The 18,865-nt window shown below is 60.1% G+C and carries 22 protein-coding genes and 3 pseudogenes; 15 read left to right on the plus strand and 10 right to left on the minus strand.

From position 1 onward, the window contains the following. Positions 1–624 carry a LysE family translocator gene (locus J5X93_RS14115; RefSeq protein ID WP_043211899.1) on the minus strand — a complete coding sequence of 208 codons (624 nt, stop codon included), beginning with the start codon at positions 622–624 and terminating at the stop codon, positions 1–3. Between the two features lie 135 nt (positions 625–759). On the opposite strand from J5X93_RS14115, the gene J5X93_RS14120 reads away from it, so the two are divergent. After that, entirely contained in the window at positions 760–1,590 is an 831-nt protein-coding gene (locus tag J5X93_RS14120; RefSeq protein WP_102082063.1) for an AraC family transcriptional regulator, read from the plus strand. Between the two features lie 109 nt (positions 1,591–1,699). Continuing rightward, positions 1,700–2,311, plus strand: a complete 612-nt coding sequence (locus tag J5X93_RS14125) for a LysE family translocator (protein WP_182943173.1) — start codon at positions 1,700–1,702, stop codon at positions 2,309–2,311. Here J5X93_RS14125 and J5X93_RS14130 read toward each other — a convergent pair. Then, a complete protein-coding gene (locus tag J5X93_RS14130) occupies positions 2,289–2,984 on the minus strand; it encodes a metallophosphoesterase (RefSeq protein ID WP_043211895.1) in 696 nt (231 codons plus the stop codon). The genes J5X93_RS14125 and J5X93_RS14130 overlap by 23 nt on opposite strands. 78 nt (positions 2,985–3,062) lie before the next feature. On the opposite strand from J5X93_RS14130, the gene J5X93_RS14135 reads away from it, so the two are divergent. The 3 genes from J5X93_RS14135 to J5X93_RS14145 all read left to right on the plus strand — a co-directional run bounded on the left by J5X93_RS14135 (position 3,063) and on the right by J5X93_RS14145 (position 4,639). Beyond that, a complete protein-coding gene (locus tag J5X93_RS14135; RefSeq protein ID WP_182943171.1) occupies positions 3,063–3,575 on the plus strand; it encodes a DUF3016 domain-containing protein in 513 nt (170 codons plus the stop codon). Between the two features lie 81 nt (positions 3,576–3,656). After that, positions 3,657–4,400 carry a carbon-nitrogen hydrolase family protein gene (locus J5X93_RS14140; protein WP_102082065.1) on the plus strand — a complete coding sequence of 248 codons (744 nt, stop codon included), beginning with the start codon at positions 3,657–3,659 and terminating at the stop codon, positions 4,398–4,400. Continuing rightward, positions 4,397–4,639, plus strand: a complete 243-nt coding sequence (locus J5X93_RS14145; RefSeq protein ID WP_080642107.1) for a hypothetical protein — start codon at positions 4,397–4,399, stop codon at positions 4,637–4,639. The genes J5X93_RS14140 and J5X93_RS14145 overlap by 4 nt, the downstream gene beginning before the upstream one ends. A 6-nt stretch (positions 4,640–4,645) precedes the next feature. Here J5X93_RS14145 and J5X93_RS14150 read toward each other — a convergent pair whose 3' ends face one another. After that, positions 4,646–5,146: a methylated-DNA--[protein]-cysteine S-methyltransferase gene (locus J5X93_RS14150; protein ID WP_043211889.1), complete on the minus strand. Its 501-nt coding sequence runs from the start codon at positions 5,144–5,146 to the stop codon at positions 4,646–4,648. A 288-nt stretch (positions 5,147–5,434) separates the two neighbouring features. Between J5X93_RS14150 and J5X93_RS14155 the strand changes: the two genes are divergently transcribed. Continuing rightward, a complete protein-coding gene (locus tag J5X93_RS14155) occupies positions 5,435–5,749 on the plus strand; it encodes a hypothetical protein (RefSeq protein WP_182943169.1) in 315 nt (104 codons plus the stop codon). A gap of 63 nt (positions 5,750–5,812) precedes the next feature. Here the strand turns inward: J5X93_RS14155 and J5X93_RS14160 are convergent, their stop codons facing one another. From J5X93_RS14160 to J5X93_RS14170, 3 genes are all read right to left on the minus strand, one after another. Next, positions 5,813–6,139 carry a hypothetical protein gene (locus J5X93_RS14160; protein ID WP_052352471.1) on the minus strand — a complete coding sequence of 109 codons (327 nt, stop codon included), beginning with the start codon at positions 6,137–6,139 and terminating at the stop codon, positions 5,813–5,815. A 129-nt stretch (positions 6,140–6,268) separates the two neighbouring features. Next, a complete protein-coding gene (locus J5X93_RS14165) occupies positions 6,269–6,484 on the minus strand; it encodes a hypothetical protein (RefSeq protein WP_043211886.1) in 216 nt (71 codons plus the stop codon). A 152-nt stretch (positions 6,485–6,636) separates the two neighbouring features. Further along, positions 6,637–6,933, minus strand: coding sequence for a hypothetical protein (locus J5X93_RS14170; RefSeq protein WP_090343064.1), 297 nt, complete (start codon positions 6,931–6,933; stop codon positions 6,637–6,639). Positions 6,934–7,116: 183 nt separating this feature from the next. Here J5X93_RS14170 and J5X93_RS14175 point away from each other — a divergent pair, with 183 nt between their 5' ends. Then, positions 7,117–7,956 (plus strand): lipopolysaccharide kinase InaA family protein, encoded by an 840-nt coding sequence (locus tag J5X93_RS14175; protein ID WP_182943167.1) that lies wholly within the window; start codon positions 7,117–7,119, stop codon positions 7,954–7,956. 296 nt (positions 7,957–8,252) lie between these two features. Here the strand turns inward: J5X93_RS14175 and J5X93_RS14180 are convergent, their stop codons facing one another. After that, the gene (locus J5X93_RS14180; protein WP_182943165.1) at positions 8,253–8,624 is read right to left on the minus strand and encodes a hypothetical protein; all 372 of its coding nucleotides are present in this window, start codon (positions 8,622–8,624) and stop codon (positions 8,253–8,255) included. A gap of 207 nt (positions 8,625–8,831) precedes the next feature. Then, positions 8,832–9,089, minus strand: a complete 258-nt coding sequence (locus J5X93_RS14185; protein WP_043211878.1) for a hypothetical protein — start codon at positions 9,087–9,089, stop codon at positions 8,832–8,834. A gap of 910 nt (positions 9,090–9,999) precedes the next feature. On the opposite strand from J5X93_RS14185, the gene J5X93_RS14190 reads away from it, so the two are divergent. From J5X93_RS14190 to J5X93_RS14210, 6 genes and pseudogenes are all read left to right on the plus strand, one after another. Then, entirely contained in the window at positions 10,000–10,770 is a 771-nt protein-coding gene (locus tag J5X93_RS14190) for an EAL domain-containing protein (protein WP_182943164.1), read from the plus strand. A 260-nt stretch (positions 10,771–11,030) separates the two neighbouring features. After that, positions 11,031–11,732: pseudogene (locus J5X93_RS28575) on the plus strand (PAS domain-containing protein); the annotation flags it as partial. 117 nt (positions 11,733–11,849) lie between these two features. Next, positions 11,850–12,281 (plus strand): annotated as a pseudogene (locus tag J5X93_RS28580) (methyl-accepting chemotaxis protein); the annotation flags it as partial. 267 nt (positions 12,282–12,548) lie between these two features. Continuing rightward, positions 12,549–12,753, plus strand: a pseudogene (locus J5X93_RS14200) (site-specific integrase); the annotation flags it as partial. Between the two features lie 20 nt (positions 12,754–12,773). Next, on the plus strand, positions 12,774–14,360 hold the full coding sequence (locus J5X93_RS14205) for an ABC-F family ATPase (protein ID WP_043211874.1): 1,587 nt from the start codon (positions 12,774–12,776) through the stop codon (positions 14,358–14,360). Positions 14,361–14,538: 178 nt separating this feature from the next. Continuing rightward, on the plus strand, positions 14,539–15,717 hold the full coding sequence (locus tag J5X93_RS14210) for an MFS transporter (protein ID WP_043211872.1): 1,179 nt from the start codon (positions 14,539–14,541) through the stop codon (positions 15,715–15,717). On the opposite strand, the gene J5X93_RS14215 is transcribed toward J5X93_RS14210, so the two are convergent. Next, on the minus strand, positions 15,685–16,725 hold the full coding sequence (locus J5X93_RS14215) for an alpha/beta hydrolase family protein (RefSeq protein WP_090343067.1): 1,041 nt from the start codon (positions 16,723–16,725) through the stop codon (positions 15,685–15,687). The two genes, J5X93_RS14210 and J5X93_RS14215, sit on opposite strands and share 33 nt — an antisense overlap. A 131-nt stretch (positions 16,726–16,856) precedes the next feature. Further along, a complete protein-coding gene (locus J5X93_RS14220) occupies positions 16,857–17,468 on the minus strand; it encodes an FMN-dependent NADH-azoreductase (protein ID WP_182943160.1) in 612 nt (203 codons plus the stop codon). A 134-nt stretch (positions 17,469–17,602) separates the two neighbouring features. On the opposite strand from J5X93_RS14220, the gene J5X93_RS14225 reads away from it, so the two are divergent. Continuing rightward, positions 17,603–18,505 carry a LysR substrate-binding domain-containing protein gene (locus tag J5X93_RS14225; protein ID WP_043211867.1) on the plus strand — a complete coding sequence of 301 codons (903 nt, stop codon included), beginning with the start codon at positions 17,603–17,605 and terminating at the stop codon, positions 18,503–18,505. Continuing rightward, positions 18,498–18,860, plus strand: coding sequence for an MmcQ/YjbR family DNA-binding protein (locus J5X93_RS14230; protein ID WP_090342968.1), 363 nt, complete (start codon positions 18,498–18,500; stop codon positions 18,858–18,860). Before J5X93_RS14225 ends, J5X93_RS14230 begins: the two co-directional genes overlap by 8 nt. Positions 18,861–18,865 lie beyond the last annotated feature (5 nt).

Genomic DNA, 18,865 nt, shown 5'->3' on the forward strand with positions numbered 1-18,865 from the left:
TCAGCGCCGCGCCGCCAAAAGCCCCAACCCCGCACACCCCAACAACGACGCACTGACCCGGTTGAACACCCGGCGCGGCCCTGGGCGCTCGAACCAGCGCTGCATGTACGCCCCAAGGCCCGCATAGATCGCGATGGCCGCCCATTCCAGCAGCAGGAACATAACGCCCAGCCAGAGGAATTGCTCGGCGACCGGCATGGCACTGCCCACCGAGACGAACTGCGGCAGGAATGCGGTGAAGATCAGGATGGCTTTCGGGTTGCCCGCTGCCACCCAGAACTCCTGACGGGCCAGGCGCCAGGTACCCCGTGGATGGTCACTCGCCACGACCGCCTCACCCACCGGCGCCCGCCACAGCTGCCAGGCGATGTAGAACAGGTACGCTGCGCCCAGCACCTTGATGATCAGGAACAGGTATTCGCTGGTGTGCAACACCACCGCCAAGCCCATGGCAGCCAGGGCGATCATGCCGCTGAAGGCGAGCAACCGGCCGATGCCGGCCATGCAGGCGGTGCGCAGGCCATAGCGGCTGGCGTTGTGCAGCGACAACAGGTTGTTGGGGCCAGGCGCCATGTTCAGGGCGAAACAGGCGGGGATGAACAGCAGCAAGCTCGACAGGTCCATTTTTCTTCTCCTTCGGGACCTCGGCAGCCTCGCGCCGGGTGTGCATTGCGTCAAGTACAGTGGCGCAGTGAATGGCCGGAACAGTGGCCAGCAGTTTAGACTGCGTGCTCCGGCACTCGGCGAAGCAGGCCCTGCATGACCCTCTCGAACAGCGAAATCTGGCGCGACCCGGCCCTGCCCTTCGTGGAAAGCCGGCGCGCCTGCCATAGCCGCGCCTGCTACAAGGCCCATAGCCATCCGACGTTCTCCATCGGTGCGGTAGATGCCGGCCTCAGCTGGTTCACCGGCGCGGGCGACGGCCAGGCGCGCCTGACGCCCGGCACCTTGGTACTGGTCCCGGCGCAGCGGGTGCATGCCTGCAACCCCGAGTCAGGCCAGGCCTGGAGCTATCAGATGGTGCATGTGGATGCGCAGTGGCTGGGACGCCTGCGACTGGAGTCAGGCGTTAGCGCTGCCGAGCCTGGAGCGCCTGCGCGAATCACGCGTTCGGCTGAAGTGTATCGGCAGTTCTGCCAGCTCAATGCATTGTTGTTTTCCGACGCGGCACCCTCGCAGAAGGAAGCCGCGTTGGTGGCCTTCATCGGTGACCACGACTTTGCAGCGCATGCGACGCTGGATGCTGCCCCGCCCCCTGCCTTGAGCGCCCCAGCCCTGCGCGAGCTGATTGCCATGCTGCAGACGTGCGAGCTGGCCGAAATCAGCCTGGAGCATCTGGCCGGGCACGTCGGGTTGGGGCGATACCAGTTGATCCGGGCGTTCCGCGCCGCGACGGGGCTCACACCACACGCCTACCTGCTCAATGAGCGGGTCAACCGGGCGCGGGGGTTGCTCGGCCAAGGCCAGGACCTTGCGCAGGTGGCTTATCGCCTGGGCTTTGCCGACCAGAGCCACTTCCAGCGGGTGTTCAAGGCGCACGCGGGCATGACCCCCGGACAATATCGACATGGCGTCGGGGCACGCGGGTAAACCTACCCACCCGCTCCGCGCGCTGGAGCACACGCCGTGCAATTATCTTCAATACCGCCCAAGGCTTGGGACGACAGACTGCGGCTTTCCTTGCCACAGAAGCCTACCCATGGAGCAATTTCTCGTCGTCGCCGCAGCCCACTTCCTGGCCCTGCTCTCCCCTGGTCCCGATTTCTTCCTCGTCGCTCGCGCCTCGGCCACCGCCGGCTGGCGCACCGCGAGCGGTGCTTGCCTGGGGATCGCCCTGGCCAACGGCGTATTCATCGCCATAGCCTTTACCGGCGTCTCCATTCTGCAGGAGGGCAGCGCGCTGTTCATCGCGTTGCAACTGGCCGGCTGTGCCTACTTGCTGTATATCGGCGGGCTGTTCCTGCGCCATGCCGGGCGCAGCGACCTGCAATCGGCCGAGGTAGGTATTGGTCACGGCTGGGTACAGAACCTGGGAATGGGCTTCACCTCGGGCATCCTCAACCCGAAGAACGCTCTGTTCTATGCAAGCCTGGCAAGCATGCTCGCAGCTAGCAGCGCGGGCTGGAAGCTCGTCTATGGTGTGTGGATGTTCACAATCGTGCTGGGCTGGGACCTGCTGGTGGCGGTGGCCATCGGCAATCGCCGGGTGCTGCGGCGCTTCGCCCAAGTCTTGCCGTGGCTGGAGCGTGCTTCCGGTGTGCTGTTGATTCTGCTGGCCAGCGCGGTGCTCATGCGCCTGGCCTGGGGTTGATCACGCTCAGCGTCCTGAGGTCCACCACACTGAAAAAGCCGCTGGCCCAGCCGCCGGTGTCCAGGTGCCAGACGTTGCCCAACTGCTTGACCCGCAGCACTGGGGTATGGCCGACCAGCAAGGCGCGCAAGCCACCGACCGGCTCGGTGTCGCCCTCACGCAGGCGTCGACGCGACCATTGGCAGACTTCTCGGACTTCAGGATCGTCCATAGCCTCTAGAAAAGCCTTGAGCGTCGACCATTCGGGAAATGGACTATCGGCATGCAAGAGGCCGATCAGCCCAAGCGACGTCTGCACCTCGATCGCCAATGGCATCTGCGCGAAGCCTTCGACGTAGCGTTGTTGTTCGGCACGAGGAAGGTCGAGAAACCAGCCCCCGCCTGCAGAGCGGTACATCTCCAGATCGACTCTGCCACCGCGCAGGTGGGCGATGGCGAGCGCCTCATGGTTGCCCTGTACCGCGTGGAACCAGGGTTGCGCCAACCAGTCCAGCGCCTGCTCGCTGGCCGGCCCCCGGTCCACCAGATCGCCCACGCTGAACAGCCGATCCACCTCAGGATCGAATCCCACCTCGTCCAGGCATCGCTGCAACCGCTCGAAATGACCATGGATGTCGCCCACGGCCAGATCGCGGCCACGGTTATTGGCACTCACCCGCCGAAAACGGCTCATTGCTTCCACCCTCTGCTGTTGTCCCAGCGGCAGGCGTAAAATAGAGAGGCGATCCGTCCGTGCCCGTAGAGGTGCATCATGCGTACCACCCTCTCCTATGTCTTGATGCTGCTGGCCTCCAACAGCATGGCACAAGGCACACCAACCGCGCAGGTGGACGTGCATTTCGATCATCCCGAGCAGTTCCGCGATGCCAGCCTCGATAGCCATGGCTACGAACGGGGCGCTGATGCGTACGTCATCAAGACCCTCACCGAGCATCTGCACAGGCTCGGCCAGCGCTATCTGCAACCTGGGCAGCAACTGCGCATCGATGTGCGCGACATCGACCTGGCCGGGCGCTTCGAGCCGTGGCACAGCCGGGCCTACGATGTGCGCTTCATGCGCGAGATCACCTGGCCCAGCATCGACCTGAGCTACACCCTCGTCCAGCCCGGGCAACCGGAAAAACACGCCCAGGAGCGCGTCAGCGACAAGATGTACCTCAGCCGCCCCGGCCGCCAGGCCAGTAGCAGCGATCGCCTGTATGCGGAAAAAGCCATGCTCACCGACTGGTTCCGTCAGCGCTTCGCCCCGCACCCGGCCTCCTGAATCACTTCAGCGCGGGGTGGCCTGGGCGGGCTGGCCGATAGTATTCTCAGCCTTCCCGCTTTCTCCATGGATGGAATCGCCATGAAACTGTGTGCTGTACAACTGGCCTCCGGCAAGGGCGACCTGCCGGGCAATCTGGAGCGTCACCGCTACTGCGTCGAACAGGCAGTCGCACGCGGGGCGGAGTTGGTGGTATTCCCCGAGCTGTCCTTGAGCGGCTATGAACCCACCCTGGCCCAACAATTGGCGCAACCATCGGACACTTCCCTGCTCGATCCGCTGCAAGCGCTTTGTGACCGCCATGGCATCGCGGTAGCCGTCGGTCTACCGTTGCTGGCCCCCACCGGGATTTGCATTGGCATGCCCATCCTGCGCCCTGGCGCCCCGCCCCACTTCTATGCCAAACAGCGCCTGCACGATGATGAGCTGCCATTCTTCATCGCTGGCGAGCATCCGTTGGTGTTCACCGTGGGCAACCAGCGCATCGCACCGGCCATCTGCTACGAATCGATGTTCATCGAGCATGCCGAGCAGGCTCGTTCGGCAGGGGCAGACATCTATATGGTCAGCGTGGCCAAGACAACCAAGGGCATAGACGAAGGCTTTCGGCATTACCCGGACGTTGCCCGGCGTCTGGGCATGCCGGTGTTGCTCGCCAACTGTGTAGGGCCGGCCGATACCTTCGTCGGCGCCGGCCATTCCGCCGCCTGGGACCCCCAAGGGAATCTCTTGGCAGCATTGGATGAACACGCCCAGGGGCTGGTGCTGCTGGACACCACGTCGATGACTGCCCAAGCCATAACCTTGGGCGCGCTGGCGCCATGAAGTACTTAGCCACGGCGCTGGCCTGCTATGCCTGCACTCATTACCTGGTCGGTCTGTTGATTCATGGCCGAGTGGCCGAGATGGCCGAAGGACTACGCCACCGACCGGACGCTCCTACACCTGGCGAGTTCCTGCGAGAAACACAACCCTACGCGCGGCGTGCTCATCGGCAGTACAGCCTGGTGGTCGGGACGGCGGCGGCGGTGATTGGTTGCCTGATCGTGCTCTGGATGAGTTGAACGGGCTCAAAGATCCAACGCGAGGCTCTCTCGTCCTTCAAGGGCCAACAGGTACTGTTTGGCCTGCAGCCCACCGGCGAAGCCGGTCAGACCGCCAGATGCGCCGATCACCCGGTGGCACGGAGCGATGATCGAAATCGGGTTGCGTCCGTTGGCCGCTCCCACTGCCCGCACGGCGCTTGGGTTGCCGATCTGCCGGGCAATATCGCTGTAGCTGCGGGTCTGCCCGAAGGGGATGGTCAGCAGCGCGGCCCAGACCTGGCGCTGGAAGTCCGTGCCGACAAAATCAAGCGGCAGCTCGAAACCCTGGCGGCTGCCGGCAAAGTACTCGCCTAACTGCCGAGCTGTCTCCCGTAGCGTCGGATGTCCATCGTCCCGGTGCAGTGCGCCCAGACGCACACGGTTTTCCCGCTCCTGCTCCCACAACACCGCAGCCAGGCAATCGCCTCGGGCAACCAGCGTGAGGGTCCCAACGGGAGACTGAATGAAGGTAAAGGCGCAGGACATCGGAGCTGCTCGCTTGAAAAAACTGGTGCAAGGCACTCTACCCTTCGAGGTTGCTTGGTGCATCCGCTTTCTTGCCCTGGGAATTACCGCTGGACTGGTTAATTGGATATCTGTAACGACATCAGTCAATTACAGTCCCCGATTGGCCACTGTCTGAAAACTGGCACATACCAAAGTAATAGCTATTCTGGGTTAAACATCGCGTTTGTTGTTGCAGGGTCATCGGCAGAAAGGCGCCCTGACCCAAGGCAAACCGAAACCCACCGTATGCCGACAAACGTGGCCGCCATGGCTGAGTTTCTGCGTCAATGCTGGTTTCTGCTGCTAAGCCTCTACCAGACCATCCAAAGCCATGGCCTGATCGGTTGCGTGGTCGCGTTCATCCTGGCGTTGCTGATGAGCAAGATCGGCAGCAGGCTTACCGGAGGCACCGAGCGTCTGAGTACCCTGCCAAGCGGTGAAGCGCACGTGCCGCCTGCTCCGGCCATTGAAGGCACCCTCAGGGCCTGGATCGGTCGCGTGGTCGGGACGCTGCTACAAATAGCGGCGGGCGTGCTGTTTCTGGTCACCGTGATCGCCACGGTGAATGTGCTGTTGTACTGACCTGCGTGACGGGACGTCACCGTCTGCCCAAAGACGGTGACGCTCCCCATGCGCGTGGACCACTCAACGCCCCCCGCAGACTGCTACGACTGCGGGCTTGCTGGCGCGCCCACCGGACTGCAATGCCGGGTCGCTTGCCACCCTCCTGGCGCGTCCGACACCCCAGGCCAGCGCCCGGGTCATCGATTCGCCTGGACGCGAGTCGAACGCCTCCTCATGCAAGGCCATGCCGGACGGTGCGTAAAGGCCGATGAACATCTGCGTCGCACCGGTTCGTGACAATCGAACCTGCACGTCAATACACGAGCCGCTGTCGAGCGTTTCGTCATGCGTTCGATGATGAAGAGTGGGGTCTGCCCAGGACCAGAACACGTCACCGCGAATTCTCATGCCGCCTCCTACGACTTTAGTCTTATGTGTGTTGGTAGTGGCACCATAGCGGATGGTTGCCAGCACGCAACCACGTACGACTGGTCAAGGGGGAGAATCGGACAACCGGTGCTGCACCTGCCGTGAAGGTCAGGAAGAGTCCGGGGTTTTGTCGCTGCCCGGTTCGAGCAACGATTCGGCGAACGTCATCCAATCCTCGAAGGCTTTGCGGTGCGCCTGGCACATCCCTTTCCACTCGGCGCCGCCCACACGACCGTAGGCGATCTGGTTCATGGTCGAGGAGGTCAAGGAATCGAGTTCTCTCAAAAGGTGGTAGGCACGGTAGCGCTTTTCTCTTTCAGGCATGGCTTTGTCTTCCAGCGGTGCACGACAGGGCAATACGAAGCCTTATGTAATGGATTTGACGGCTTCCTGGGTCTGGACCTCCAACGGCTCGAAAAGGTTCGCGCCGTGTTGTGAGCCTCCCGTCAAAAAGCCAGTATCGCACTTGTCACGGCTCACGTCCGGGTGCGAATCACGCCACTGATGGCCCAGCCGGCGAACACGAAAAAGGCATCGAGATAGAACAGCCCTGCATAGTTAGGTAGCAATGCTCCGCCAGTGGTTTGCAAAGGAGGAGCAGCGACGGCATGAATGCCGTTGGGGACCACTGCCAGCAGCACCAGGGCTGCATAGGTGGCGAGCCGAAGCGCATTCGTTCGCTTGCTGGAAGCCTCGGCCATTTTCAATCCGAAATAGGCGATAACAGCCGCCACTGGCAGAACCCAGATATGCGTGGGCAGGCTGAAGAACACTTCGGCCATCAAGCTTTTCGTTTCCACGGATACAACACCTTGTCGTTGAACGGCCGGATTATCCATGGCCTGGCTGGGTTGTGGCTAGACAGGTAAAACCAAAGTGTTCCAGGGATAGGAAAAATGTGAAAGAAATGTGAAAATCGAAAATTGATAGCCTATTGACACCATCAAGGAAGAAGCGTGTTACGCAATGCTCAGTTTTGTTTCAACGAGTTCTGCCACAGCGTGAAACATCAGCGCACGACGCTGTATTTTCGCTCACCCGTCCCGTCACCCACTCGACAAGCGCTGATACGCCTGATTGAGCAACCCTCTGGCGCCAAACGGATGAGCGCCCCGCTCGAGTGCACCGATAGCGCGTTGTTCTTCAAGCGCGAGCCGCTTGATTCGTTCAAGAAAAAGTGGCGCATGCAACGTTTCACGGCCAAGCGCAATGGCATGTACGACTGGCCCATGGAAGAGCTGATCAACACCCGCGAGGCAACCCGTCGCGGCGCCCGGGTTCCGCCTCTGGTTGGCTACGGCTACAGTCGTTGCAAGCTCGGCCTGATGAAGGACTTTTTCATCATCAGCCGATCCCTGGCCGACCATATCGATGGCATGGCGCTCATCCGAGCCAACCCACAAGCCGTTCGCACCGTCATCGAGGCCACCGCCGAGCTGTTGCATGAACTACACAACCACGGCATCTCCCACATGGACCTATGGGCGGCTAACGTCATGCTGCCCTTGCACGGCTCTGGACCTGCCCAGGCGATCGATCTGGAAAACGGCTTCTTCACACCGACTGCATACTTCAGTGAAACCCTGGGCTTTCAGTTTGGCTTCCTGTATCTGCGCCATATCTACCGCTACATCACAGAATCGGCTTTTGACGACCTCGTAGCGCACTGCCTTGCGAAGTACTTTCCACACGTGGACCGCAAGGCATTTGACCAGACCTATGAAGTTGCCAAGCATCAGGTGATTGATCGACTCGAGCGTCGGGCGATTTTCACCAAAGGTATAGTGACGCGATAAGTTGCTGCCAGGCCTGTGTGATGACCGCTCCACCTTTTGACGGCCGATGGTTTGGATCTTTCCCCGGACCTGGGTAATGGGATACCCAGGTTCATTGAACGAACAGCCCCTACGGTCTGCGCTTGAAATAGACGTACAGAGCCATCAGGTCGATGGCCAGTACGATCGAGACCACCACGACAATGAAATAGATCTCCTCCCGAAGCATCGCGCAGCCCCCACGGCAAGGTGTGTTCGAGAAGGAGCAATTCGCATTCCAGGTCCGCCGGACACTCGCTCGAAAAATCAGGAACCGCTTAGGCTGGCTTCGGATGCTCACTGGACACCGCATTGTTAGCGTCCACATCCTTCATCTCCTGCTCTACCGGAGCATCGTCATCCGCCGCCAGCGGTACTGAATCGCTGCTACGCGGCGCGGGGCCGCCCTGCTTTTCGTCGACTTGCGCCGTGTCGTCATCCTGCGAAGCCCCAACACCTTGGCCAGCCCCAGGGTCGCCAGGGGGAGGATTCCAATCTTCAGGCCGGTTATCCGACCATGCCTCGCCCACCCCTTGCTTGGGCTCAGATTTGGCCTTCTCCAAACCCGATCCATGGCCTTCTCCCGAGTCGGGAACGCTGTTGGGAACAGGTGGACGTGTCACGTCTGGATCGTTGCTTTCGATTGCCATGATCATTCTCCCGTTGGTGGCACAGGAAGCCTGTGCCTAAAACTGAGAATGATCGGTGCGCATAGAGTGCCCCGCGTTAGACGAGTGGCTTCAACCACGTTCGGTCTCACGGATGACTGTGTAGACACCTAATATTGTCGTGGGGCCAACGTGTCGCATCTGGCGGTACACCGTATTGGGTTGCCCGGCGACCGCCCGACGACCGCGTTACCCTCGGATCGCCTGCAGCCGCTCCCGGCCAGCCTCTGTAATCGCATGCTCCCCTTCATCGCTGATGCGATAACGACCGGACACCATCTTGGTAATGGAGAACCGGACCAGCCCGCTCTTGGAAAGCGCTTGCCCCGCTTCGAAGCTCATCGCCTGCTCTAGATCGAAGATCTTTATTTCTCCAATCTTGTATCGGGCAAACGCTACCAGGGCAGCATCCAATTCTGTTTGATTGATCTTTCGAGCGACTTCCATTCGACCCTCCAGGTCATGAGCGCCCCGGTCCATGGGCGTGAACGCAACGAACCGGGTGGTTTGTTGAAGGCGGACCGTACTACGGCCCGGCGGAGGTCGCTACTGGCTTTCCATCCATGCTGGATGGGCGGGCAGGTTGTCAGAGCGCCCTGCCGCATGAGCTCAGCAAAAGCGGTGCATGGTCGCGCTGAGGTGATTGAAGAATGCTGTCGCCAAGCAGCACGGTTTCGAAATCAGAGATCGCCAGGAAAGCGCAACGGTCGACGGCGTGACCGGCTCCGCCCATCAGGGCCACGTCCACTGGTCAGCCTCGGGGCAAACGTCATGCAATTAGGCGTTTACTGGTGATCAAGCCCTCTGGCTCACCAATAAAACGCCTATAGAGGGAGGCCCATCATGAGACCTCTGAACAAACTGGCGCAGCAGCGGCGCCACCAACTGCATGTCCACATGCCGCCCAGTGGATTGAAGGAGGATGCTCATGGCAATGGATCGGACGCCCCATTACCGCCCATAACGCGAGAACTCGACCAAGCTGGTGGAAGAAAACCCACGTGGCTGGCAAGACCAAGGCATTGATGCTTGAGAGAGGAATCGCCTTGTCTGATGAACGATGGCGCTTTGCTGCGAACTCGCCAGCGGTTATGCGAAGCGCCTTAGGTCACCAGGCATCAGTCGGGCCGATTTGTACAATAACTGACTTAAGTACAACAAAAAAAGCCATGACCGGCATTTTCACTGCCTGATTTGTCATATTCACCCCCATAAAATGTGAAAATATCTATACACTTGACTTCCTTTTGTATAGGTATTGGCGCAATACTGCCGACACTGAGAAGCGCTTTTGAGCTCTCCAAGATGCCGGCATGGAGCCCTACCACCCCGTTCCCCTACCTGTGAGGCTCCAAAGATGTCTATACAACTCATATCTATCGAACCTCAAAGGCCCCATGGTTGCCGCAGCTGCCGGGATAAATCACCCATCGGTTTCGACTTCACGATGGCGTTCCAACCCATTGTCGATACGAGTAACAACAGCGTTTTTGCTTATGAATCATTGGTGCGGGGCGAGAATGGGGCGGGTGCAAACGCCGTCATGCAGCAGATAAATGACTCAAACAGATACAAATTTGATCAGGCGTGTCGGGTTAAAGCTGTCGAGCTCGCGGCCAAAACACGCATATCCGAACACTTGAGCATAAATTTTCTGCCCAATGCAGTTTATCAGGCAGAGGCCTGCATACGCACAACACTGATAGCCGCGGAAAAGTACAACTTTCCCATCGAAAAAATAATATTTGAAGTCACAGAGAACGAAAACATAACCGATAAAGCCCACATTAAAAAAATCATGGAATCTTACAAAAAACAAGGCTTCAAAACTGCAATTGATGATTTCGGTGCTGGATATTCGGGCTTGAACCTACTCGCCGACTTCCAACCAGACATCATCAAAATCGACATGGAATTGATTAGAAACATTCACAGAAGCCGAGCCAAGCAAGCGATAACCAGGAGCATAGTAACGCTGTGCAAGGACCTAAACATACAGGTGATAGCCGAAGGGATCGAGCACATTGAAGAACTGCAAACTCTACAGGAAGCCGGAATACACCTATTTCAAGGCTACTTGTTTGCGAAGCCGGAGCTCGAAACGCTCCCTCCGATAGCATGGCCTTAGGTCGAATATGGACGGCACTATAGGCTTCAATGCAGCACTCGAACTGACATCAGGCTAATTGAACTGCCACTCCTTATTCGTAATGTAAAGAAACGCCATAAGCGCAACTCTACGATTGAGCGCATTTGAGAACACCGCTTTACGTTCGACCACCCAACGGTCTGATTTAGCCATCCACATAACGGTGCGCCATGTTCAACAAACGTTTAAAACGCGAACTTGAAGAAGCCTTGTCAACGCTCTACGCACAAGACGCGAGAATGTCAGCAGTGAACCGATCCACTGCAATCATTGAATTTACGCCAGCGGGACTCGTAACCACCGCCAATCAAAATTTTTTAGACGCGCTGGGCTATCACCTCGAAGAGGTCATCGGAAAACATCACAGTATATTCTGTCTAGAACGTCACACCACAAGCTCTGAATACAGAGACTTCTGGAGAAGGCTTGCCGAAGGAGCGTCGATCCGCGACCGCGTCGTCAGAAAAAACAAGCTAGGGGAAGCGGTATGGCTGGAGGCAAGCTACAACCCAATCAGAGACAGCAACGGACGCATTATAAGCATTTTAAAATTCGCCACCCTCGTCACAGATCAGGTGAAAAACGAACAGGAACAGCGAAGCACAATCGAAGCCATAAGCCGATCGATGGCCATGGTTTCGTTCACCCCGGAAGGATATGTATTGGACGCCAATGAGAACTTTCTACGCACACTAGGCTATAGCCTGCATGAGGTTCTAGGCCAGCATCATCGACTGTTTTGCCCTCAGCAAGAGGTCGCGTCGCCCGAGTACAAAGAATTCTGGAGAAACCTGAACAAAGGCGAGTTTTTCTCGGGTCGCTTCCAACGCGTCAACCGATCTGGCAATACGGTGTGGCTGAGCGCCACTTACAACCCTGTATTTGATGCCAGCAACAAACTTTACAAGATCGTGAAATTTGCTCGCGACATTACCGCACAGGTTGAACAACAAACCATCGAATCCGACGCAGCCAAACTTGCCTACGAAATATCTTTAAAAACCGACCACAGTGCGCAGCATGGTGCATTGGTCATCAATGAAACCGTTGCCGTGGTACGCGGTATCGCTGATGAAATCACGAAAGCAGCAGACAATATAGCGGCGGTGAGCAAGCAGTCCGACATGATTACTGGCATTATCCAGACCATACGTGAAATCGCTGATCAAACAAATCTTCTGGCATTAAATGCAGCCATCGAAGCAGCGAGAGCCGGAGAGCAAGGTAGAGGGTTTGCTGTCGTAGCGGACGAGGTTCGTCATCTAGCAGTGCGCACCGCCCAGGCCACCGTAGAAATCAGGGACGTAGTAAAGCGCAATCATGAGTTATCGCAAGAAGCCGTGAAAGGTATGCAAACCAGTCAGCACAAGGTTGATGTCGGCGTAGGTTTGGTCGGTGAAGCGGGAGAAATAATTGAGAGAATCCAAAGCGGTGCACGTCAAGTCGTGGAAACAGTTAAGCAGTTTAGCGAAACCATGAATAAAACCTGAAAATGTATTGCGATCTATGGCGCGGACCTCGGCGTCTAATATCTGCATCAATTAAAGCAATTGCCAATGATCGTCACTCACCCGCCCGCCAAGCGTGTCATGAAGTGCTTGCTGAGCGGAGTATGTGCGCCCGACTGGCGTGGATTCATGGGCTGTTCATCCGCGGCTTGGCCACATCGCGCGATCACGGGGAGAGCAGCGGCGGCGAGGACCGAGGAGGCGGATGTTTGGTAGACAGGCTGTCGTTCAGACGCAGTAAAGGGGACGGCCCCGTATAACTGCCGTCACACCTATGCGACAATAGGCGCAATGTCTGGTCTGAACCCCACATTCATCGCCCAACAGCTCGGGCAAAGCGTGCAGATGCGCTCATCGACATGCACGCTGGATTAATTCGGCCAACGCCTGGCAGGAGCTCGAAAAGCTCTCGATTGGTCCGAAACGCGTCCGCAGCTGCGAAGAAGCCACGTAAGTTATTGATAGGTAAGCTCCTTGATCTCCACCGCTAATATCACCATGCAATTCGGCGCCAAGCCGCTCTTCGAAAACGTCTCGGTCAAATTCAACAACGGCAACCGCTACGGCCTGATCGGCGCCAACGGCTGCGGCAAATCGACCTTCATGAAGATCCTTGGCGGTGACCTGGAGCCGTCCGCTGGCCAGGTGATGCTCGAGCAGAACACCCGCCTGGGTAAACTGCGCCAGGACCAGTTCGCCTACGAGGCCTTCAGCGTGATCGACACCGTGATCATGGGCCACGAGCAGCTCTGGAAGGTCAAGGCCGAGCGTGACCGCATCTATTCCCTGCCAGAAATGACCGAAGAAGACGGCATGGCCGTCGCTGAACTGGAAACCGAATTCGCCGAGATGGACGGCTACACCGCCGAGTCGCGCGCCGGCGAACTGCTGCTGGGCCTGGGCATTCCGTTGGAGCAGCACTTCGGGCCGATGAGTGAAGTGGCACCCGGCTGGAAGCTGCGCGTGCTGTTGGCCCAGGCGCTGTTCTCGGATCCGGACGTGCTGTTGCTGGACGAACCGACCAACCACCTGGACATCAACACCATCCGCTGGCTGGAAAACATTCTGACCGCGCGTAACAGCACCATGGTCATCATTTCCCACGACCGCCACTTCCTCAACAGCGTCTGCACCCACATGGCTGACCTGGACTACGGTGAGCTGCGCCTGTTCCCAGGCAACTACGACGAGTACATGACCGCCGCCACCCAGGCGCGCGAGCAGTTGCTGGCCGACAACGCCAAGAAGAAAGCGCAGATCGCCGAACTGCAGACCTTCGTCAGCCGCTTCTCGGCCAACGCCTCCAAGGCCAAGCAAGCGACCTCCCGTGCCAAGCAGATCGACAAGATCCAGCTGGCCGAGGTCAAGCCGTCGAGCCGGGTCAGCCCGTTCATCCGCTTCGAACAGACCAAGAAGCTGCACCGCCAGGCGGTGACCGTGGAGAAGGTATCCAAGGGCTTCGAGGGCAAGACCCTGTTCAAGGACTTCAGTTTCGTGGTCGAGGCTGGCGAGCGCGTAGCGATCATCGGCCCCAACGGTATCGGCAAGACCACCCTGCTGCGTACCTTGGTCGGCGAGATGGCACCGGATACCGGCTCCGTGAAATGGACCGACAGCGCCGAGGTGGGCTATTACGCCCAGGACCACGCCCACGACTTCGAGGACGACCTGAGCCTGTTCGACTGGATGGGCCAGTGGACTCAAGGCGAGCAGCTGATCCGCGGTACCCTGGGCCGCATGCTGTTCTCCAACGACGAGATCCTCAAGTCGGTGAAGGTGATCTCCGGTGGTGAGCAAGGCCGCATGCTGTTCGGCAAGTTGATCCTGCAAAAGCCCAACGTGCTGGTGATGGACGAACCGACCAACCACTTGGACATGGAGTCGATCGAGGCGCTGAACCTGGCGCTGGAGAACTACCCGGGAACGCTGGTGTTCGTCAGCCATGACCGCGAGTTCGTGTCGTCGCTGGCCACGCGCATCATCGAGCTGACCCCGGATGGCGTGGTGGACTTCAGCGGCACTTACGACGACTACCTGCGTAGCCAGGGTGTTGTGGTCTGACAGCCTCGGCCTGAGCGCTTGATCCGATTCGCGGCTAAAGCAGCTCCTTCAGGTACCGCGCCGTTCTAAAGGACGGCACGGTACCTGCGGCTAACGAACAACTCGTTAGCCTGCTTTCTTTTATCCCGCGCAGACGCCATGATGGGCGACGCCCCACCGCCTGCCCGCGAACGTGCCCATGACCGCGCAACAACCTGCCTCCAGCGTCACCCTGCAGATCCTCTCGATCGTCTTCTATACCTTCATCGCCTTTCTGTGCATCGGTCTGCCGATCGCGGTGCTGCCCAGCTATGTCCATGATCAGTTAGGCTTTGGCGCAGTAATCGCCGGCCTGACCATTGGCCTTCAGTACCTGTCCACGCTCCTGAGTCGGCCATTCGCCGGACGGGTGGCCGATGGCCTGGGTGGCAAGCGAGCGATTCGCTATGGGCTTTACGGCATCGCCGGCTGCGGCGTGCTGACCTTGTTTTCGGCCTGGACCCTCGCCCTGCCTTGGCTGAGCCTGCTCCTGCTACTCGCCGGCCGAGTGCTGCTGGGCATCGCCCAAGGGTTAATCGGGGTCGCCACCTTGAGCTGGGGTATCGGTCAAGTCGGTAGCGAGCACACCGCAAAGGTGATTTCCTGGAACGGCATCGCCTCCTACGGCGCCATCGCCATTGGCGCGCCGGCCGGCGTGCTGCTGGTGGACGGGATCGATTTCAGCGTACTAGGCCCTGCATTGCTGGTGCTGGCACTGCTTGCCCTAATGGCGTTGCGCACACGCCCGGATGCCGTGGTGGTGCGGGGTGAACGTCTGCCGTTCTGGTCCGCCTTCGGGCGGGTAGCGCCTTTTGGCCTGGGGCTGACCCTGGCCTCGATCGGCTACGGCACCCTCACCACCTTCATCACCCTCTTTTACCTGGAGCGCGGCTGGATCGGCGCGGCCTGGTGCCTGAGCGCCTTCGGTCTGTGCTTCATCGTGTCCCGGCTGTTGTTCGTCAATGCGGTCAACCGCTTTGGCGGCTACAACGTGGCGATCGCATGCATGGCCACCGAAGTGCTGGGGCTGACCCTGCTCTGGCTGGCGCCCTCGCCTGCCTGGGCCCTGGTCGGCGCGGGCCTGACGGGGTTCGGGTTGTCTCTGGTGTACCCGGCGCTCGGGGTTGAGGCGATCCAGCAGGTACCGAGCAGCAGTCGTGGCGCGGGCCTGGGTGCCTATGCGGTGTTCTTCGACTTGGCCTTGGCCATCGCTGGGCCAGTGATGGGTACGGTGGCTGCGCACCAGGGCTATGCGTCGATCTTCTGCGTGGCCGCCTTGCTGGCACTGTCAGGGGTGGGTCTTGTGCTACTGCTCGCCCGCCGCGCCCATCGCGGCTGAGCGCTCGGCCGGCTGCGGCACCCCTAGGGCTTGGCTGAAAAACAGCGCGGCCTCACGCTGCAACGAATGGTGAATATGGCGACGGTCGACGCCATCAGCGTCCTTGCACAGCGCAGGCATACGGGCATGTTGCTCCTCGTCGCAGGGCGCCATGAACACGAAATGGCCGGCACCGGCCAGCAGGCGATAGTCAGGCGTTACCGGCAGTTTGCGCGCCAAGGCTTCGGCGTTGCGGTCCAAGGCCAGCAACTGGTCGCGGTCGCCGCTGTAGATCAATGCGGGGACCCTCACTCCGGCCAAGGCATGACGGCCGAACATCAGGCTCAGGGGCGCCATCAACATCACGGCCCCCACACGGGCGTCGGCCTGTGGCGTGAGCTCGGCGCGGTCGGCGATCAGAACCCCATGGGTCTTGCAGGCATCGGCATCGCTGGGGCGCTCCAGGCAATACCGGTGCAGACGGTCCAGGTCCGGTTGTGCTCCAGAAAGGATCAACGCGGTTTCCCCTCCTGCCGAGTAACCGATCACCCCAACCTTGCCCTCGTTCAGGTAAGGGCCAAGCAGGGCGTCGCCACGGGCTGCGCTGATCGCCGCGCTCAGTTGCAAGGGGCGTCCGTAGAGGTTGCTCAGGGTACCCAGGCGGCTGTGGTCACGGTTGTTGTCGCCGGGATGGATCACGGCCACGACGATAAAACCCCGGCGCGCCAGGGCGGTGGCCAGGTCGTGCAGTGCCAGGGGGCTGCCGGTATTGCCGTGGGACAACACCAGCAAAGGGAACTGCCCCATGGCGACTGGAGCCTCCTCTGCCACGGTCAGTGGGTAGCCTTCCAGGCGCAAGGCGCGTGTCGGGCCATTGGCCGGGTAGAACGCCAGCGCCTGCATGGGTCGAGCATCCAGCGGATCGGCCAGTTGCATCCGGTGCAGGCCACTGACCCAAGATGCTGCCTCGGCGCGGGCCATCAAGCTGCCGAGCAACACCAAGGCCAACAGGGCATAGGTTCGCTTCATGGGCGGGGAGCTCCGCACAAGGCCGAAGGACAGCGCCAGCATAAAGCCAGCCAAACGGCAGGCAGATGAAACCTGAATGAAAAAAAACCGGCTGGCGCCCAGGGCGTCAGCCGGTTTTTTTCAGGCACCGATCAGGCAGCTGCGAACAGCTCGTTGGCGATCTGGGCCTGAGCGGCGTCGATGGCCTTGCTGCGGTGTTCCGGGCCGTAGGCCAGGCCGTGGGCGCGGACGATCTCGAGGTCGGTGATCCCGATGAAGCCAAGGAACACCTTGAGGAATTCCTCATGCCCGACGCCAGTCGGCTGGCCGTGGTGCAGACCACCGGCGGTGGACACCAGAATCACTTTCTTGTCGCCGCACAGACCTTCAGGGCCGGCTTCGGTGTAGCGGAAAGTCTTGCCGGCGACGGCGACGCGGTCGATCCAGGCCTTGAGCTGAGTCGGCACGGAGAAGTTGTACATCGGCGCGCCGATCACCACTGCATCGGCAGCCAGGAACTCTTCCAGGGTCTCGGCGCTGAGCTTGGCTTCGTGGGCTTGAGCGGCGTCGCGCATTTCATCCGGGGTGCCGGCAGCAACCAGGGTCGCGGCGGAGAAGTGGCTGATCGCATCGGCGGCCAGGTCGCGGTACACCACCTCGATGCTCGGATCTGCAGCTTTCCAGGCTTGGACGACTTCACGGCTCAGTTGGCGGGAGGCGGAATTGTCGCCCAGGATGCTCGAATCGATATGCAACAGTTTCATGGGACTCTCCTGTGAGTGAAGACCGCATCAAGGGGCGATCGCGATGGAGAGAATCCTATAGAACCATCGAATGACTGATAAGCGGGCAAAAATGCGTTAGTTTGTCCTACAGATGGAACAATGAGACGTTAACCATGCAAGACCTCAATGACCTCTTCTATTTCGCCCGCGTGGTCGAAGCAGGCGGTTTCGCCGCGGCGGGCCGCCAGTTGGGCATTCCCAAGTCGCGTCTGTCGCGGCGCATCGCCGAGCTGGAAGAACGCTTGGGCACGCGCCTTCTGCAGCGCACCACCCGACAACTGAAGCTCACCGCCGTGGGCGAGCGCTACCTGCAGCATTGCCAGGCCATGCTGCTGGAGGCCGAGGCCGCGGACGAAGCGGTGGCGAGCATGAGCAGCGAACCGCGCGGGCGTCTGCGGGTGTCGTGCCCGGTGGCGCTGGCCCATGCGTTCCTGCCGGATGTGGTCAGCCGGTTTCTTGAGCAGTATCCGTTGGTGCAATTGGATTTGGTCCTGCTCAATCGGCGGGTCGATCTGATTTCCGAAGGGGTCGACGTGGCCCTGCGCGTGCGTGACCTAGGTGATGAGGACCCGGCCTTGGTCACTCGCCGCCTGCGCCCGGCGCAAACTCACCTGGTGGCCGCGCCGGGCTTTGCCGACCACTTGCGCGAGCCGTCGGAACTGGCCGGTTTGCCTGTGCTTGGTGCGGCGGAGGCAGATCGGTTGGTGCATCTGCGCCTGATCGGCCCTGGCGGACAGCAACAGGAGCTCGCCCTGGAACCTCGCCTGGCGGTGGACGATTTCTTGGTGCGCAAGGCGGCCGTGCGTGCAGGCCTGGGGTTTACCGCCCTGCCGAGCATGTTCTGCGAAGAGGAACTCGAACGCGGCGAACTGGTACGCCTGTTGCCAGATTGGTCGCTGCCTGGCGGTTGGCTGCAGGCGGTCTACCCTCATCGCCGGGGCCTGCTCCCGGCGGTGCGAGTATGGATCGATCATCTGGCGGCTTCGTTCGAAGCCTGTGGAGAGCGGTATGTCTGAGCGGCGGATGACGCCAGAACAGGTGGCAGCGTTCTGCCTGAACCTGCCCGGTGCCCGGGAGGACTATAAATGGGGCGGCGTACGGGTGTTTTCGGTCGCGGGCAACAAGATGTTCGCGGTACTCGACCTCGCGGGCGCGGGGTTGTCTTTCAAAGTGGCCGATGAGCTGTTCCTGGGCTATTGCGACCGCCCCGGCATCCGTCCGGCGCCTTATCTTGCAAGGGCGCGCTGGATCAGCATGGCCCCACCCTACCCCATGGGGCGCGCGGAATTGTGCGACCTGCTGCAACGCTCACACCAGTTGGTAGTGAAGCGGCTGCCCAAACGGCTGCAGGTTGGGCTGTTGCAAGGATGAAAAGA

The sequence above is a fragment of the Pseudomonas sp. BYT-1 genome, from assembly GCF_023611805.1.
Taxonomy (GTDB): domain Bacteria; phylum Pseudomonadota; class Gammaproteobacteria; order Pseudomonadales; family Pseudomonadaceae; genus Aquipseudomonas; species Aquipseudomonas guariconensis.

Coding starts and splice junctions, on each gene's coding strand:
- J5X93_RS14190 (WP_182943164.1), top strand. CDS start 10,000: ATGTCTATACAACTCATATCTATCGAACCTCAAAGGCCCCATGGTTGC.
- J5X93_RS14180 (WP_182943165.1), bottom strand. CDS start 8,624: ATGGCAATCGAAAGCAACGATCCAGACGTGACACGTCCACCTGTTCCC.
- J5X93_RS14125 (WP_182943173.1), top strand. CDS start 1,700: ATGGAGCAATTTCTCGTCGTCGCCGCAGCCCACTTCCTGGCCCTGCTC.
- J5X93_RS14120 (WP_102082063.1), top strand. CDS start 760: ATGACCCTCTCGAACAGCGAAATCTGGCGCGACCCGGCCCTGCCCTTC.
- J5X93_RS14225 (WP_043211867.1), top strand. CDS start 17,603: ATGCAAGACCTCAATGACCTCTTCTATTTCGCCCGCGTGGTCGAAGCA.
- J5X93_RS14150 (WP_043211889.1), bottom strand. CDS start 5,146: ATGTCCTGCGCCTTTACCTTCATTCAGTCTCCCGTTGGGACCCTCACG.
- J5X93_RS14165 (WP_043211886.1), bottom strand. CDS start 6,484: ATGCCTGAAAGAGAAAAGCGCTACCGTGCCTACCACCTTTTGAGAGAA.
- J5X93_RS14130 (WP_043211895.1), bottom strand. CDS start 2,984: ATGAGCCGTTTTCGGCGGGTGAGTGCCAATAACCGTGGCCGCGATCTG.
- J5X93_RS14160 (WP_052352471.1), bottom strand. CDS start 6,139: ATGAGAATTCGCGGTGACGTGTTCTGGTCCTGGGCAGACCCCACTCTT.
- J5X93_RS14135 (WP_182943171.1), top strand. CDS start 3,063: ATGCGTACCACCCTCTCCTATGTCTTGATGCTGCTGGCCTCCAACAGC.
- J5X93_RS14210 (WP_043211872.1), top strand. CDS start 14,539: ATGACCGCGCAACAACCTGCCTCCAGCGTCACCCTGCAGATCCTCTCG.
- J5X93_RS14230 (WP_090342968.1), top strand. CDS start 18,498: ATGTCTGAGCGGCGGATGACGCCAGAACAGGTGGCAGCGTTCTGCCTG.
- J5X93_RS14145 (WP_080642107.1), top strand. CDS start 4,397: ATGAAGTACTTAGCCACGGCGCTGGCCTGCTATGCCTGCACTCATTAC.
- J5X93_RS14215 (WP_090343067.1), bottom strand. CDS start 16,725: ATGAAGCGAACCTATGCCCTGTTGGCCTTGGTGTTGCTCGGCAGCTTG.
- J5X93_RS14185 (WP_043211878.1), bottom strand. CDS start 9,089: ATGGAAGTCGCTCGAAAGATCAATCAAACAGAATTGGATGCTGCCCTG.
- J5X93_RS14115 (WP_043211899.1), bottom strand. CDS start 624: ATGGACCTGTCGAGCTTGCTGCTGTTCATCCCCGCCTGTTTCGCCCTG.
- J5X93_RS14155 (WP_182943169.1), top strand. CDS start 5,435: ATGGCTGAGTTTCTGCGTCAATGCTGGTTTCTGCTGCTAAGCCTCTAC.
- J5X93_RS14220 (WP_182943160.1), bottom strand. CDS start 17,468: ATGAAACTGTTGCATATCGATTCGAGCATCCTGGGCGACAATTCCGCC.
- J5X93_RS14140 (WP_102082065.1), top strand. CDS start 3,657: ATGAAACTGTGTGCTGTACAACTGGCCTCCGGCAAGGGCGACCTGCCG.